Source organism: Microbispora sp. NBRC 16548 (assembly GCF_030268985.1).
GTDB lineage: Bacteria > Actinomycetota > Actinomycetes > Streptosporangiales > Streptosporangiaceae > Microbispora > Microbispora catharanthi.
On the sequence record NZ_BSSF01000002.1, the window covers coordinates 361,250 to 376,143 of the forward strand.

13 protein-coding genes are annotated in these 14,894 nt (G+C 73.3%); 4 read left to right on the forward strand and 9 right to left on the reverse strand.

The genetic code is table 11. The features are described from left to right. Positions 1-4: 4 nt before the first annotated feature. The 4 genes from QSK36_RS06115 to QSK36_RS06130 all read right to left on the reverse strand — a co-directional run bounded on the left by QSK36_RS06115 (position 5) and on the right by QSK36_RS06130 (position 3,197). A complete protein-coding gene (locus QSK36_RS06115; protein WP_285781617.1) occupies positions 5-382 on the reverse strand; it encodes a hypothetical protein in 378 nt (125 codons plus the stop codon). Between the two features lie 100 nt (positions 383-482). Further along, complete coding sequence (locus QSK36_RS06120) at positions 483-1,694, reverse strand: sensor histidine kinase (RefSeq protein ID WP_285781618.1); 1,212 nt, start codon at positions 1,692-1,694, stop codon at positions 483-485. A gap of 59 nt (positions 1,695-1,753) precedes the next feature. Next, the gene (locus QSK36_RS06125) at positions 1,754-2,404 is read right to left on the reverse strand and encodes a response regulator transcription factor (RefSeq protein WP_285781619.1); all 651 of its coding nucleotides are present in this window, start codon (positions 2,402-2,404) and stop codon (positions 1,754-1,756) included. 43 nt (positions 2,405-2,447) lie between these two features. Continuing rightward, a complete protein-coding gene (locus QSK36_RS06130) occupies positions 2,448-3,197 on the reverse strand; it encodes an acetoacetate decarboxylase family protein (protein ID WP_183534668.1) in 750 nt (249 codons plus the stop codon). A gap of 161 nt (positions 3,198-3,358) precedes the next feature. Between QSK36_RS06130 and QSK36_RS06135 the strand changes: the two genes are divergently transcribed. Both QSK36_RS06135 and QSK36_RS06140 read left to right on the forward strand, forming a co-directional pair. Beyond that, positions 3,359-3,727 (forward strand): YciI family protein, encoded by a 369-nt coding sequence (locus tag QSK36_RS06135; RefSeq protein ID WP_285781620.1) that lies wholly within the window; start codon positions 3,359-3,361, stop codon positions 3,725-3,727. Further along, positions 3,711-4,952, forward strand: a complete 1,242-nt coding sequence (locus QSK36_RS06140; RefSeq protein WP_285781621.1) for an RNA polymerase sigma factor — start codon at positions 3,711-3,713, stop codon at positions 4,950-4,952. Before QSK36_RS06135 ends, QSK36_RS06140 begins: the two co-directional genes overlap by 17 nt. Here the strand turns inward: QSK36_RS06140 and QSK36_RS06145 are convergent. Further along, positions 4,931-5,575 carry a response regulator transcription factor gene (locus tag QSK36_RS06145; RefSeq protein WP_285781622.1) on the reverse strand — a complete coding sequence of 215 codons (645 nt, stop codon included), beginning with the start codon at positions 5,573-5,575 and terminating at the stop codon, positions 4,931-4,933. The genes QSK36_RS06140 and QSK36_RS06145 overlap by 22 nt on opposite strands. Continuing rightward, complete coding sequence (locus QSK36_RS06150; protein WP_285781623.1) at positions 5,563-7,539, reverse strand: sensor histidine kinase; 1,977 nt, start codon at positions 7,537-7,539, stop codon at positions 5,563-5,565. Before QSK36_RS06150 ends, QSK36_RS06145 begins: the two co-directional genes overlap by 13 nt. 138 nt (positions 7,540-7,677) lie before the next feature. Here QSK36_RS06150 and QSK36_RS06155 point away from each other — a divergent pair, with 138 nt between their 5' ends. Continuing rightward, entirely contained in the window at positions 7,678-8,028 is a 351-nt protein-coding gene (locus tag QSK36_RS06155; RefSeq protein ID WP_183534678.1) for a hypothetical protein, read from the forward strand. A 26-nt stretch (positions 8,029-8,054) separates the two neighbouring features. Beyond that, positions 8,055-8,738 carry a hypothetical protein gene (locus QSK36_RS06160; RefSeq protein ID WP_285781624.1) on the forward strand — a complete coding sequence of 228 codons (684 nt, stop codon included), beginning with the start codon at positions 8,055-8,057 and terminating at the stop codon, positions 8,736-8,738. Here the strand turns inward: QSK36_RS06160 and QSK36_RS06165 are convergent. From QSK36_RS06165 to QSK36_RS06175, 3 genes are all read right to left on the reverse strand, one after another. Beyond that, positions 8,735-9,898, reverse strand: a complete 1,164-nt coding sequence (locus QSK36_RS06165) for a glycosyltransferase (protein ID WP_183534680.1) — start codon at positions 9,896-9,898, stop codon at positions 8,735-8,737. The genes QSK36_RS06160 and QSK36_RS06165 overlap by 4 nt on opposite strands. Before the next feature lie 67 nt (positions 9,899-9,965). Beyond that, positions 9,966-12,482 carry an acyltransferase family protein gene (locus QSK36_RS06170; protein WP_285781625.1) on the reverse strand — a complete coding sequence of 839 codons (2,517 nt, stop codon included), beginning with the start codon at positions 12,480-12,482 and terminating at the stop codon, positions 9,966-9,968. 301 nt (positions 12,483-12,783) lie between these two features. Beyond that, complete coding sequence (locus QSK36_RS06175) at positions 12,784-14,718, reverse strand: LCP family protein (protein WP_285781626.1); 1,935 nt, start codon at positions 14,716-14,718, stop codon at positions 12,784-12,786. Between the last annotated feature and the right edge of the window lie 176 nt (positions 14,719-14,894).

Sequence of the window (14,894 nt, forward strand, 5' to 3'; positions counted from 1 at the left end):
CCCCTCACCCGGGCAGGCCGCGCAGATCGGTCGTGCGGCCGTCCCGCAGCACCCTGACCTCGCGGGGCACCTCGACCCTGAACCGGGCCGAGCAGTCGGCCCACCCGGAGCATCCGGCGTTGAGATCGAGCGTGTTCCCGTCGAGGGTCTGGCTGGAACGGGGGTTGGTGCCGTGCACGTCGAACCACAGGGTGACCTTGATGTCCTTCCTGTCCGTCGCGACGAGGTCGGCCGGGGTGTCGTGTGCCCGCACGTTCAGCGTCCTGCCGCTGAACGTGAAGGTCTGGGACACCGGTGCGGCCTTCGACGCGTCTGAACAGCCGCTCAGAACCGCCGCCGCGAGCACCGTCAAGGCACACCACACCGTCTTGCGCGTAGTCATCGGATCCTCCGGGGTGAAACCGTCCCGAGCAGGATCCGCTGCGGGCGGCCGGGCCGGCATCTGCCGTTCGGCAGATATCCGGGGTCCGATGGCGCGCCGCTCAGCGGCCGGCGCGGCTCCTGGCACTCCGCGGAACGGGGAGGACGGCGCCGACCTGCCAGCCCGCCGCCTGACGGCCGGCGTGGAGCGCGCCCCCGAGCGCCTTCACCCGCTCGGCCAGGCCGATCAGGCCGGTGCCTCCGCCGTGCCGGTCGTCTCCCGCGAGGCCGGTCGGACAGGTGCCGCCGTCGTCGGTGACGGACACCCGCAGGGCCGGGCCGCCGGCCGCGCCGTCGGCCGCGCCGTCGACTGGGGCGACCGCTACCACCACGCGGGTCGCGGAGGAGGCGTGCCGCCGCACGTTGGTCAGCGCCTCGAGCACGACGGCGTACGCCGTGCTCCCGATCTCGGGGGCCACCGGGAGGGCGAGGTCGCCGGGCATGTCGAGCCTGGCCGGGATCCTTCCGGTGGCCGAGAAACGGCCGACGAGGTCGGGCAGGTCGGCCAGGCCGTAGACGCGGGTCGGCGGCGGTTCCTCCGCCGCCCGCTCGTCCGGGTCGCGCAGCGCGCTCACCATGTGGTCCATGGACGCCAGCGCGCGCAGCCCCGCCTCCTCGACGCGTGCGGCGAGCTCGCGCGCCTCGTGCGGATCGAGCTCGCCGAGCTGCGCCGCCTGGGCCTCCAGGACGATCCCCGTGACCTCGTGGGCGACGAAGTCATGCAGGTCGCGGGCCGTCTCCAGCCGCTGGGCCCGCCGCGCGTCCGCCACCGCGCGCACCCGACGGTCGTCCAGCGACCTGAGGTACAGCGCGACGGCGGCCACGGCGGCCACGGCGATGAACGACAGGAAGCAGGCGATGACCGAGGCCTCCGCCGTCGAGCGGGGCATGCGCAGCGTCAGCCGCAACGGCAGCGCGACGGCAGTCGCGACCCCGAGCGCCGTCCCGATGACCGCCGCCTGCCGCCCCGGCAGCCGCCGCACGACCCGCCCGAACAGGAGCAGCAGCGCGCCCATCTCGACGGGCAGCCACAGCCCGGCGAACTGGTGTCGCCCCTGGTAGACGAACGTGACGGCGTAGGAGACCAGCACGACGACGGTCGCCGCCGTGGCGAGGCCGATCCGCCGGTAGGGCAGGCGCGTCAGCGCGACGGCGACGGCCAGGGTGGCGGACAGGGCGACGACGAGCGCGTGCGGGGGAGCGAGGACCGCCGGCGCCGGCACCATCACCACGACCACGGCGCACAGGAAGGCGCGGACCCGGGACCTCGTCATGCCACCGAGGGTACGCACGCGGTGGGGACCGTCACCGCACCCCGTTCATCGAACCCTGTTCATCGAACCCTGGCATACCCCAGCTCCCAGGCGCGTACGGCGATGCCGACCCGGTTGCGCACGCCGAGCTTGCGCTGGATGCTCGCCACGTGGGTCTTGACCGTGCCCGGCGAGATGAACAGCTCGGCGGCGATGTCGGCGTTGGTCTTCCCCTCGGCCACCTGACCGGCGATCTCGATTTCACGCTCGGTCAGCGGTTCCGACGGCGGCGTGTGCCGGGGACCGCCGCCGGTGACGTGTCTCAGCAGCCGCACCGTGACCGAGGGGCTGATCAGGGTGTCGCCTGCCACGGCGGCCCGGACCGCCTCGACCAGGAGCGCGGGGCCCGAGCGCTTGAGCAGGAACCCGGACGCGCCGTGCCGCAGCGCCGGGTAGACGTACTCGTCCAGGTCGAAGGTCGTCACCACCACGACCTTCGTCGGCACCGATGCGCCGGGGCCGGCGAGAGCCCGGGTCACCTCGAGCCCGTCCATCCTGGGCATGCGGATGTCGACGAGCGCCACGTCCGGCTGGAACCGCCGGGCCATCTCCACCGCGGCCACTCCGTCGGCGGCCTCGCAGACGACCTGGATGTCCGGCTGGCTCTCCAGGATGCGGCGCAGGCCCCGCCGCACCATCTCCTGGTCGTCGGCGATCAGGACACGAATCATCCGCCGATTCTTCCAGCCCCGCCGGCAACCGCCCGCGGCGGCGTCACGCCCGTCCCGGCTCCTCGAACGTCATCGACGCGTGCTCGGCCGTGGCCGTCATCAGGGCCCGCCGGGGCAGGCCGAGCTCGCTCAGCTCCTTGGCGATCGGGTGGTTGCCGAGGCGGATGAGCGCGCCGCCCGGCCGCCAGCGGATGCCCCGGGCACGGACCGTCCAGGGGATGCGACGGGTGACCCCGTCCAGGTGGGCGTAGGCGTCCGGCACGGGCAGCGCCTCGCCGAGCAACGGCACGGGCGTCGCCGGGATGCCCGGCCTGACCAGCAGGTCGACGACCATCCGGCCGTCCCTGCGCAGCAGACACCGCTTGTACGGCGAGCCGAGCCGCAGATCCACGTCGGCCAGCTCCTTGGGGAAGCCCCAGATGGTCCGCCCGGCCTCCAGCGTGAACGCCTGGTCGACCGGCAGCCAGTGGACGAAGGCGCCCGACCCCGCCCCGCGCAGGTCCTTCAGCCCGGCCAGCGGCCCGCGCCTCGGCGGGGGGCCCGCGTCGGCCGGCCGTACGAGGAAGGTGACCCCGAACTCGTTGTAGGAGCCGAGGTCGGAGTCGTGGTAACGGACGAACACCAGCGAGCACAGGGCCTTGCCCGGCAGGACCTCGGTGACGTCCATCCTGGAGTACGCGAGGACCGCGCGGGCGGCGTCGGCCCGCACCAGGTAGGCGGCGAGGCAGACCGAGGCGTCGCGAACCTCCACCGGCGTCTCGACCCTGCGCCCCTGGACGACATGGCTTGCCATGCCTCCAGTACAGCAAAGCCCGGCGGCCGGGCGACAGCCGTACGGCGGCAAGGTTGTCCCAGCCCTGTTTTCCGGCGGATGTCGATATGCGGGGCGGTCGTTCGTGTAGAGGGTGAACGGGCCCGCGCCGGGCGGGCCTCGCCGAGGAGGTGTAAGAGACCATGAGGCACTATCTGCTCAGTATCCAGCAGCCCGACGGCGGGACGCCCCCGCCGGAGGTCCTGGAGCCGATCATGCGGGACCTGGCGGTCCTCAACGAGGAACTGCGCGCCGCGGGGGCGTGGGTCTTCTCCGGCGGGCTGCACGATCCGGGCACGGCGACCGTGGTGCGGGTGCGCGACGGGGAGGAGCTCGTCACCGACGGCCCGTACACCGAGGGGAAGGAGCACGTCGGCGGGCTGACGATCGTCAGGGCGCCCGACCTCGACGCGGCGCTCGAGTGGGGTCGCAGGCTCGCCCGCGCGACCACGCTCCCCGTGGAGGTGCGCCCCTTCGCGGGCGTCGTGGAGGGCGATGACGACCGGCAGTAGGGACCCCGGCGTCGAGCGGGTGTTCCGCGAGGAGTACGGCCGGGCCGTCGCGGTCCTGGTCCGCCACTTCGGCGACATCGACGTCGCCGAGGAGGCGGTCCAGGACGCGTTCGCCGAGGCGGTGCGGCGCTGGCCGCGCGACGGGACGCCGCCGAGCCCGGCCGGCTGGATCATCACGACCGCCCGCAACCGGGTGATCGACCGCCACCGGCGGGAGTCCCTGCGTGCGGACCGGCACGCGCGGGCGGTCCTGCTGCACGCCCCCGGCGACGCTGACGACGAACCGGCCGAGGAGGGTCCCGTGCACGACGACCGGCTCCGCCTGATCTTCACCTGCTGCCATCCCGCGCTCGCCCCGGCCGCCCGGGTCGCGCTGACGCTGCGCCTGCTCGGCGGCCTCACCACGGCCGAGATCGCGCGGGCGTTCCTGGTCCCCGAGCCGACCATGGCCCAGCGGCTGGTCCGGGCCAAGGCCAAGATCCGCGACGCGGGGATCCCGTACCGCGTTCCGCGCGAGGCCGACCTGCCGGACCGGCTCCGGGCCGTGCTCGCCGTCGTCTACCTGATCTTCAATGAGGGGCACACGGCGAGCGCGGGCGACCGGCTGGCCCGCGACGACCTGTGCGCGGAGGCCATCAGGCTCGGCCGCCTGCTGGCCGCGCTGATGCCCGACGAGCCGGAGGCGATGGGGCTGCTCGCGCTCATGCTGCTCGTCCACGCGCGGCGCGACGCCCGCACCACCCCGGCCGGCGACCTCGTGCCGCTGCCGGAGCAGGACCGCGGCAGGTGGGACCGCGCGCTCGTCGCCGAGGGCCAGGACATCGTGCGGGCGTGCCTGCGGCGCGGCCGGCCGGGGCCCTACCAGATCCAGGCGGCGATTAACGCGGTTCACGCCGACGCGCCGATCGCCGCCGCCACCGACTGGAGGCAGATCCTGAGCCTGTACGACCACCTGCTCACCCTCGCCCCGAACCCGGTCGCCGCGCTGAACAGGGCCGTCGCGGTGGCCGAGGTGGACGGGCCGCAAGCCGCGCTCGCCCTCCTGGACGATCTCGGCCTGGACGGCTACCACCTGTTCCACGCCGTCAGGGCCGATCTGCTGCGGCGGCTCGGCCGGGCCGGGGAGGCCGAGCGGGCGTACGAGGCGGCGATCGCCCGCACCCGGAACGCCTCCGAGCGGGCCTTCCTCGACCGCCGCCTGCGTCAGGTGCGGGAATTGAGGTAGAGCATGACGGCCAGCACGCGGCGGTGGTCCTCCTCCGTGCCGGGCAGGCCGAGCTTGGCGAGGATCGAGCTGACGTGGGTCTCCACCGTCCGGTCGGTCAGGTAGAGCCGCCGGGCGATGCCGACGTTCGTACGGCCCTCGGCCATCAGCGCCAGCACCTCCCGTTCCCGGGCGCTGAGCGACGCGAGGGGATCGGCGGCCCGGCGTACGCCGATGAGGCGCGAGACGACCTCGGGGTCGAGCGCGGAGCCGCCCGCCGCCACCCGGCGCAGCGTGTCGAGGAAGTCGTCCACGTCGAAGACCCGGTCCTTGAGCAGGTAGCCGAACCCGCCGCGGGACACCAGGTCGACGGAGTGCCGGGTCTCGACGTGCTGGGAGAGCAGGACGATGCCGAGGCCGGGGTGGGCGTCGCGGATCCGCCGGGCCGCCCGCGCGCCGTCGTCGGTGTGGTCGGGAGGCATCCGGATGTCCGCGATGACCAGGTCGGGATCGGCGGTGTCCACGGCGGCGACCAGCCCGGGGGCGTCCTGGGCCTTGGCCACGACCTCGTGCCCGGCGTCGGCGAGCAGCCGGGCCAGCCCCTCCCTGAACAGGGCGGAGTCCTCACCGATCACGACGCGCACGGCAGCACCGCCTCCACCGTCGTCCCGCCGCCCTCCGGGCTGGACAGCCGCAGCGCGCCGCCCGCCGCGCGGACCCGGTCGGCCAGTCCGGCCAGTCCGGCGCCCGGCCGCATCTCGGCCCCGCCCCGCCCGTCGTCGCTGATCCGCACGGTGACCCGGTCACCGGTCCGGCTGACGCGGACGCCGATGGCGGCCGGGCCGGCGTGCTTGACCGCGTTCGTCATCGCCTCGCTCGCCACGTAGTAGGCGGTCGTCGCCACGTCGTCGGGCAGGTCGTCGGCCGACACGTCGAGCGCCACGGGCACCGGGACCTTGCCGGCTAGCGTGACCAGCGCGTTGCCGAGGCCGTCGTCGAGGCTGCTCGGCCGCAGGCCGTGCGCGATCTGCCGCAGCTCGGACACCGCGACCGCCAGCTCGCCCACCCACCCGTCCAGCAGGGCGCCGACGTCGGCCGTGCCGTCGCCGAGGTGGCGCTGCGCGAGCCGGATCGCCATGCCGAGGGACACCAGGCGCTGCTGGGCCCCGTCGTGCAGGTCGCGTTCGAGCCGCCGCCGTTCCTCGTAACCGGCGTGCAGCAGCCGGGCCCGGCTGGCTTCGGCCTCCTCGAGCGCCCGGCTCACCTCGATCCGCAGCCGCACCACCTCGATGAGCAGCGCGCTCGCGTCGGCGGCCTCGCGCAGCAGCTCCCGGCTTCCGGCCCGGCCGCGTACGATCGCGCCGATCTGGTGGCCCCCGAGCCGTACGGGTGTTACGGGGGAGTCGCCGGGATCGACGGGGGCGCCGGTCGCGTCGACCAGCCCGGTGGCACCCGGCAGCCGGTAGCCGACGCGCAGCTCCGGATCACGCAGTGCCTCGCGCAGCGCCGCCTCCAGTTCCTCCGGCCGCGCCTGCCCGGCGTGGATGCGGTCGCGCAGGTGCCGTACGGCGGTCAGCACGGCCTGCCGGGCCGGGTAGAGCCGGCGGTCCACCCGGTGCTGGAGCCGCACGCGCAACGGGGACAGCGCGGCGGCGCAGACGGCGGTGGCGGCGGCCGCCGCGACGGGCGAGTCGCGGCCGGCGCCGAGGCCGACGAGGAACGAGGCGGCCGTGTAGAAGCCCAGCAGGACCGCGGTCACCATGCCGTAGGTGACCGCCGCGCTGATCGCCCGGTCGACGTCGTAGAGGTCGTGGCGGAGCACCGCGATCGCGGTCGCCACCGGGATCGACACGGCCGTGGCCGCCAGGCCGATCACCACCAGGTCGGAACTGCCGAGGAACAGGTAACTGGCCCAGCACAGCAGCAGCGTGAGCGGCAGGAAGCCGCCGCCGAGGGCGAACCACTTGAGCCGCGCCCGGCCGATATCGTCGGCCGCCCGCCGGTAGCGGATCACCATCGCCGCCGCCGACGCGACCAGCAGCCCGAGGAAGACCGGCAGCAGCGCCACTCCCACGATCTCCAGCACCGGCAGGTACGCCTCCGGGGGCCGGAGCAGGTGTGGCGTGCTTTCGAACGGCGGCGGGTACGCGCCGGGCACGCACGCCGCGATCAGCATGAACAGCACGGGCACGACCAGCAGCCCGGCGACGGCCCAGCGCCAGCGCCGCCCAGGCAGGCGTCCGTCGGGAAAGACGAGCGTGAGCAGCGCCGCCGGCACGTACAGGAGCATCCAGTCGCCCTGCGACAGCGCCGCGTAGACCTCGGAGATCAGCAGCCCCGGGTGGCGCGCGGCCAGGCTCGCGTACGAGTCGCCGACCGCCAGATGCACGGGCGTCGCGCCGGCCAGCACGAGCAGCAGGCCCACCACGCTGCGCGGACGCCGGGTGGCGACCAGCACGCCGAGCCCGACGGAGGGCAGGGCGAGCGCGGTGCCGATCGCGAGCACCGTGCCCGCCGCCGCGTCGTCGCCGGCCGGCACCACACCGGCGACCGCCAGCGCGCACACCACCACCACGGCGGCGTACGCGAGCAGACGGGGGAGTGCCACGAGCACACCGTAGGTCGCCGGGCGGCCGGGGTGAATACGTGCCAGCACGGAGATCGAACCGGGGGCCGCCCGGATCCGCCGACGGGGCCTGCGCGCCCACACTGCGGACATCGGCATCCCACAGCTCAGGAGAAGCGCATGAAACGCTCCGTCCCTCTCGTCATCGGCCTGGTCATGGCGGGCCTGTTCGGTCTCATCGACGTGATCTCGGTGCCGTTCGGCGACGGCGAGCACCCGCCGTTCGCGGTGGCCCTCGCCGACGGCGTACTCGGCCTGATCACCGTGGCCGGCGTCGTACTGGCCTGGCGCGGCAGCCGCGCCGGGGTGGTGGCCGTGATCGTCACCAGGCTGCTGTCGGCGCTCAGCGCCGTGCCGGCGTTCTTCGCCGGCGGGGTCCCCGCGCCGGCGATCGCGGTGGCCGCGGTCGGCATCGTGCTCACCCTCGCCTGCGTCGCGTTCCTCGCCCCGGCGCTGCGCTCCCACGCCTGACCTCCCCTTCCGGTTGAGGAGAATCCATGGAAACGGCTCCGCACGACACTCGTCATGCGCCGCTCGCGCTGGCGCTGTTCACCGCGCCGTGGGGCTTCGTCGTGGCCAACGCGGCGTACGCGTGGGCCACGCGCCACGGGGGAAGCGACGCCACCGGCGCGGAGGCGCTGGCGCTCATGGCGGCTCACCCCGCGGAGACGCGCCTGGCCACGGTCGCCGCGATGCTGGGCAGCCTGCTCATGGTCCCGGCGGTCCTCGGCGCCAGGCGGCTGCTCGCGGGCCGGAGCCCCAGGCTCGGCCTCCTCGGCGCGACCCTCATGGCAGGCGGCTACATCTGCTACTTCGCGGTCGTCTTCGGCGGGATCACCGTGGACGTCATGGCGCGGCGCGGAGGTCCTCTCGCGGATTACGCGGCCGTCGTCGACGGCGCCCAGAGCGACCCGTCGGCCGTCTGGGTGTTCCTGCTCTTCGTGCTCGGCAACCTGGTCGGCACGCTGCTGCTCGGGCTGGCCCTGCTCCGCGCCCGCGTGGTGCCGCTCTGGGCCGCCGCCGGGATCATGTCATGGCCGCCGCTGCACGTGATCGGGCTCGTGGCCGGCACCGAGTGGTTCGAGGTCGCCGGTGCGCTCGCCCAGGCCGCCGGCCTGGCCGTCACCGGCACGCGCCTGCTGTCGTTTTCAAGCGATCCCCAAGTCGGCGCGGGTCGCTAGACGTTCTGCCCCGACAGGTTGGTCAGGCGGCCGGCGGGAGAGCGGTCCGGCAGGGCGGCGACGGAGCTCGGAGCCTGGGCCCACCGCTCGAGCAGGGCGACGAACTCCCCGGCCACGGCGGGCCAGTGGAAGTGGTTCAGCGCCTCGACGTAACCTCGCGCGCCCATCGCGGCACGCCGTTCGGCGTCCTCGCGCAGGCGGAGCACGCACTGCACGACCGCGTCGGCCACCGCGCCGACCTCGCCGAACGGGACGATCGTCCCGCAGTCGACCCGCCCGACCAGGGACGCCGCCCTCGGCAGCGGGGTCGTGACGACGGGGATGCCGCGGGCCATGTACTCGACGACCTTCGTGGGCGTCGACTCGCGGTAGTTGGGCACGTCGTGCAGCAGGGACAGCCCGGCCAGGGCGCCCTCGGCCATCCGCAGCGCGTGGTTGTTGGGGACGTACCCGAACCAGTCGAGCAGCCCCGCGCGCTGCGCGTCGCGCAGCATCGGACGCACCGCGGCGTCGGCCGGTCCGATCAGATCCAGGCGGATGCCGTACGGGCGGAGCCGCCGGGCGATCTCCACCATCTCGGCCGCGCCGCGCGCGAGGGAGATGTGGCCCACGTAGACGATCCGGTGGTCCCCCGGCGGCGCGGGCGGCGTCTGCGGCACGTACGTGTGGTTGGGCACCACGGGATGCGCGCCGGGGAAGCGCTCACGGTAGGACTCCTCGGCGAGGATGAGGTGGAGGCGCCGCTCCGCCCGGCCCTCGACCGCGCGGATCAGCGGCGGCAGGACGCTCCGCACCGGCCCCGGCAGGTACGCCTTGGCGTTCAGCGCGCCGATCGTGTCCTCGTGGACGTCCCAGACCGTGGGCGGCCGTTTGCGAGGCAGCGCGAGCAGCAGCTCGATGTCGTGCACGAGCAGCAGGTCGGCGTCTCGGGCCGCCGTGCGCAGGGCAGAGGTGGCGGCCCGCAGCGCCTTGGCGCGGTGCAGCCCCACGGCCCTCGGCACATCCACGGCCCGGATGCCGGGCCGCGGCGTCACGTTGCAGTGCGTGAACGGCGCGACGAAGGTGACCTCGTGCCCGGCGTCGAGCAGCGCCCGGATCTGCCGGTGGGTGATCCGGGCGTCCTCGGGGTGATGGACTGTCGTGCCGACGCATACCCTCATATGGGGAGGCTGACTGCACCGTCCGAAATGACCGGATGCGCTGGGTGAATGCCCCTCGAAATGCCGCTTAACTTCCGGTGCTCGCCGGCTGCGGCGTTCGCCCGCTCGGCCTCCGGTACAACCAGGTCAGCCGGGGTTCGAGCAGCCACTTGAACGCCGTACGGGTGATCGGCAGGCACAGCACGATGGCCAGCGCGAAGCAGGAGCACGCGATGGCCGCCACGCCGAGCGGGCCGTGCAGCCAGGAGAAGCTGAGCCAGCCCATCTCCTTGGCGATCATCACCGGCACACCGTGCAGCAGGTAGCAGTAGAGCGTGCGGGTGCCGAGGTCGGTGAACCACGTCTGGCGCCGGGGGATCAGCGACATCACGGCCGCCGACATGGCCAGCGCGGCCACCAGCAGGCCTGTCCGCAGCAGCATGCCCTTCCACCAGACCAGGTGGAGGTCCTTGTAGCTGTCCTTGTAGTAGATCGGGCCGAGCTTGATCGAGTAGTTCTGCACCAGGAAGATCGCCACACCTGCGGCGCCCACCAGGACGACCACCGACAGCGCCATCACCCAGCGCTGCTTGAGGAAGTCGAAGACCTCCGGCTTGAGCACGAGGCCGAGGACGAAGAACGGCATCAGGCCGAAGAAGCGGTCCATGCTGAAGTCGCCGGACAACTCGGAGAACCCGGAGAACAGGTATACGGCGATCGAGATGACGAACGGATACTTCATTCGCTTCCACACGGGTGTGGACAGTCGCCAGAACAGCAGCGCGAGCAGATACCAGTTCAACCAGGCCGGGTCCATGATCGTGATGCTGAACTTGTGCCCGAAGGCGGTGCGCAGCAGGGCGTACCCCAGCTCGACGATCACGTACGGCACGAGGAACGTGTCGACCAGTTTGTTGGTCTTCGCGTTGGAGTTCCAGAAGTTCCTGGACAGGTAGCCGCTGACGATGACGAACAGCGGCATGTGGAAGACGTAGATGAACAGGTACGCCGCCCGGGAGGAGTCGGCCGCCAGCGTCGGGACCAGCGAGTGCCCGATCGGCACCAGGGCGATGCCGACGAACTTCACGTTGTCCAGGTAGGGGTCGCGCGGCTTCTTGGCCCGGGGCGCGGGCTCCTGCTCGGGCTCGTCCTCCAGGCCGTCACGCTGTCCCGTACCCCGGGCGAACGGGTCGTCCGGCCGGACGGGCACCTCGGCCCAGGCGGGCAGCGGAGCGCGCAGCGGCCTGCCGAGCGGACCGGTCTGGCGGGGGTCGTTCGCGCCGCCGAAGCCGTCCTGGGAGCGCCGCCAGGGGTCCCACTGGGCGGGGTCGCCGGCCTCCTGGCCGGGCCACGCGGGAGCCGGCGCGTCCTGTGCGGGCGCGGGGCTGAAGGCCGCGTCCGGGGCGGCCCCGGAGAAGGCGTCCGGCACACCCCGCCCGCCGCGCGGGCCGCGGGTGGTCTCGGGGAACGGCGTGGCGCCGAAGGGGTCGTCCGGTGTGAAGACGGGGCCGGCGCCGGACGGAGGAGTGTCGAGGAAGGGGTTCGCCGTCCTGCCGGCGGCGGCCGCCGGCGGCTCCGGGAAGCCGGGAGGTTCGGGGAAACCCGGGGGTTCGGGAAAGCCCGGAGGTTCGGGGAAGCCGGAGAACCGCGTCCCCAGCGGCTCCGGCCCGGCGCCGAAGGCCGGGGTGGGGAAGGCCGGGGATTCGCCGAAGGGAGGCGTGGGGACGTCGGAGCCGTCCTGTGGGCCGGGCGCGGACGACCGCCGGGTGGCGCCGGGGAAGGCGTCCGCGAGGTTGCGGGGACCGTGCTCGGGGAACGTCTGCGGCCACGCGGGGCCGTCGGCGGCGCTCGCGCGCGCCACAGGACGCTCTGTGTCCTGACGATCTGTGTCTATACGATCTGGGCCCCGGCCGGCGGAGAAGTAGTCGAAGCCCTCCGGCTGCGGGGCGGACGCGGGCGGCATGCCCAGGCGGGAGGCGCCCGGCTGGCGCGGCTTCCGTACGGGCAGGGGCTGCTTCTCGTGCGGCTTGTCATGCGACGCGGAACCGGTGGGCGTGGAACCGGTGGGCATGGAACCGGTCGGCGCGGCGCTGCTCGACGAGATTCCGGGCACCCCGGCGCTCCGCGGCTTGCGTACGGGCAGGGGCTGCTTCTCGTACGGCGGGGCGCCGGCGGGCGTGGAACCGGCCGGCGCGGCGCTGTTCTGTACGGCGCTGTTCTGTACGGCGCTGGGGCCCTCGGCGCGCCCGGCTTCGGCGGCCGCGCCTGCCGCGCTACCCGTGCCTGTCGTGCTGCCCGGGGCCGTCTCGCCGCTCTCGTGGCGCCCCTGCGCCGATGCGATCGCGCTCTCGTCGCCGAGAGCCGGAAGACTCCCCTCGTGACGCCCGTGCTCGTGCCGCTCGTGGGCCTGGGAGCCGGGCCGGCCCGCGCCCTGCTCCGCCTCCGGACCACCCGCGGTCTTCGGCTCCCGCCGCGGCAGGCCGCCGTCCGGAGCGGGCCAGTCTCCGGTGATGCGGCCTATCACTCCGGTGGGAGCCTCTTCGGCATCGGGGTCGTTGCCTTGCGGGGATCCGGGAACCGGGGGGTGATGGCGGGTGTCACTCACGGGAGAAACGCTCAGCTATCTGTTGGAGGCTCGGGGGGAACGGCCACGCCTGGCGTAGCGTCGCCGCGTCCTTTCGGACACTAGCGAAGGCGCCCCGGCGCATCAGCCCGAACGGGCGAACAGGGCGCGTTCGCCAGGTGTTCACCCTAACGTTCTTGGACGCTGATGTCGCCTCTGAGGCTCAACGTGACTCCTGTGACGTCTGTCGGTTCTGTTGTCAGACCGCCGGAGACGGGACGGCCGGGGCTCCGTTCTCATGAGACGGAGCCCCGGCCAGGATGTCGGCAGAGTGTGACGCGTGTCAGCTCGCGCAGATGTTGGTCTCGGAGGTCACCGCGTTGTCCCCGACCTGCAGGGGGACGCGCACGCCCTTCCAGTCGGCGCCGATGACGAGCTGGATGATCGGCCCGCGCACCTTGCCCTTGGGCGCGTCCGGCGGGGGCGAGGACGGGGTGAACGGCGTGACCGGGCCGCTCGCCACCTTCCCGGTCTCCGGGCTGACGGGGTTGATCAGCTTGCCGACCAGGATCTTCGAGTAGTTCCAGCCCTGACCGGTGTAGCGGACCACGGTCTTCGGCTGGTCGGTGCCGTCGGGCTTCCTCGCGTCGCCGACGCCGACGACGTTGAAGCCGAGCCCGGAGAGCTCCTCGGCGACCTCCTTGCCCCGGCCGGGGGTGTTGGTGCCGTTGAACACCTGCACCTTGACCTGCTGCGGCTTGGTCACCACCGGCCCGGACGGCGAAGCGGCCGCGCTCGGGGTCGCGGTGGCGGTGGGCGTCACCTCGGTGTCGCTCGCGATGGCCTTGAAGAGGTTGCCCGCGGCCGGCTGCTTCCACTGGACGCGGTTCTTGTCGGCGACGTACGGCTCCCACGGCACGGTGGTGGCCTTGAAGCCCTTCGCAGAGAGCTTCTGCGCGCTCTGCGCGATCTTGATGAGCTCTTCGGTGTTGAGCGCGTCGTCCATGGTGACGGACTTCGCCGCGGCGGCGATGAAGTTCTGCAGCTTGCCGACGTCGGTGAGCAGGGCGCTGCTGGTCGCCTTCTTCACGACCTGGGAGATGAAGACCTGCTGGCGCTTGATGCGGGAGATGTCGCTGCCGTCGCCGAGGCCGTAGCGCAGTCGCACGTAGCCGAGCGCCGCCTCGCCCTTCACGATCTGCTTGCCGGCCGGCAGTGTGAGCTTCGACTTCTTGTCGTTCACGGCCTGCGGCAGGCAGATCTCGATGCCGCCGAGCGCGTTCACGATGGACTTGAAGCCGGTGAAGTCCACCTTCACGTAGTGGTGGACACGGATCCCGGTGAGGCTCTCGATCGTCCGGCGCGTGCAGATCATCCCGCCGTCGGAGAACGCGGAGTTGATCATGCCCAGGTGCGCGGGAACGAGCGTCCTGTTCCTGTTGTAACAGGCGGGGATCATCACCATGGAGTCGCGGGGGAAGCTGAGCAGCGTCGCCCCGTCGCGGTTGGGCGACACGTGCAGCAGCATGATCGTGTCGGTGCGCTCGCCGTCGTTGACCAGGTGCTGGCCGTACTTCTTGTTGTCTCCGGCGCGGGTGTCCGAGCCGACGAGCAGCACGTTGATCGCGCCGGTCTCGTTGACGGGGCGGTTCTTGTCGAGGTCGTCGGTGGACGCGCCTCTGTTGATCAGGCCGATCGTGCTCCGGTAGACCTTGTAGGCCGTCAGCGTGCCGATGACCAGCACGCACGTGAGCACGACGCTGATCCAGCCGCCGATCCCCAGCCCGGACCGGCGGCCGCCGCCCCCGCCGCGCCGGCGGGACGGCCTGCCGTCCGGAGGGGGGAGATCGCCGCCACCTCTGGACGCGCGGCTCGGGGCGGTGGGCGCGGTGGGGGCCGGGCTGTAGCCGGTCTCCTCGTCGCCGCCGCGCCTGCGGCCACGCCGCCGCGGCGGCTCCTCCTCGTGAAGGGGCTCGGGCGGCCCGCTCGGCTCGGCGCGCCGCCCGCCTCGGCGGCGTCCCTCGTCGTACGCCTCCGGCGGGTAGTCGTCCCTGGGCGGTCGCTGCCCGTCTCGTCTCCCCGGCATCTCCGCGTAGCCCGCGGGGGCGGTGGCCACCGGCATGTCGGCGTACCCGGCGGGCGCGGGCGCCCCTCTGCGGCCCCGGGGGGGCTCGAAGGCGCCGTCGTACGAGCCGTCTTGCGGGGGACCCCAGACCCTCTGGTCGGACGGAGCCTGCGGAGGACTGGAACGCGCGGCGACGCGCCTGCGCTCGCTCACCGCACGCCTGCCCAGGAAGCGACAGCCGGGCGGCACGGCGCGGCGGCCGTACGGCACAGTCTGGCGACCGGACGAGTGGGCGAGGGGCCGGAAGGATTACTGGTTCGCTCGCACACTTGTCCTCCTTGCCTGGCGATCACACGTCGCGCTCCGAGGGTAGGTCACTGAAGCGTCTG

Bases quoted from the DNA above. Each gene is read 5' to 3' on its own strand.
- QSK36_RS06115 (WP_285781617.1), bottom strand. From the start codon at position 382: ATGACTACGCGCAAGACGGTGTGGTGTGCCTTGACGGTGCTCGCGGCG.
- QSK36_RS06120 (WP_285781618.1), bottom strand. From the start codon at position 1,694: ATGACGAGGTCCCGGGTCCGCGCCTTCCTGTGCGCCGTGGTCGTGGTG.
- QSK36_RS06125 (WP_285781619.1), bottom strand. From the start codon at position 2,404: ATGATTCGTGTCCTGATCGCCGACGACCAGGAGATGGTGCGGCGGGGC.
- QSK36_RS06130 (WP_183534668.1), bottom strand. From the start codon at position 3,197: ATGGCAAGCCATGTCGTCCAGGGGCGCAGGGTCGAGACGCCGGTGGAG.
- QSK36_RS06135 (WP_285781620.1), top strand. From the start codon at position 3,359: ATGAGGCACTATCTGCTCAGTATCCAGCAGCCCGACGGCGGGACGCCC.
- QSK36_RS06140 (WP_285781621.1), top strand. From the start codon at position 3,711: ATGACGACCGGCAGTAGGGACCCCGGCGTCGAGCGGGTGTTCCGCGAG.
- QSK36_RS06155 (WP_183534678.1), top strand. From the start codon at position 7,678: ATGAAACGCTCCGTCCCTCTCGTCATCGGCCTGGTCATGGCGGGCCTG.
- QSK36_RS06160 (WP_285781624.1), top strand. From the start codon at position 8,055: ATGGAAACGGCTCCGCACGACACTCGTCATGCGCCGCTCGCGCTGGCG.
- QSK36_RS06165 (WP_183534680.1), bottom strand. From the start codon at position 9,898: ATGAGGGTATGCGTCGGCACGACAGTCCATCACCCCGAGGACGCCCGG.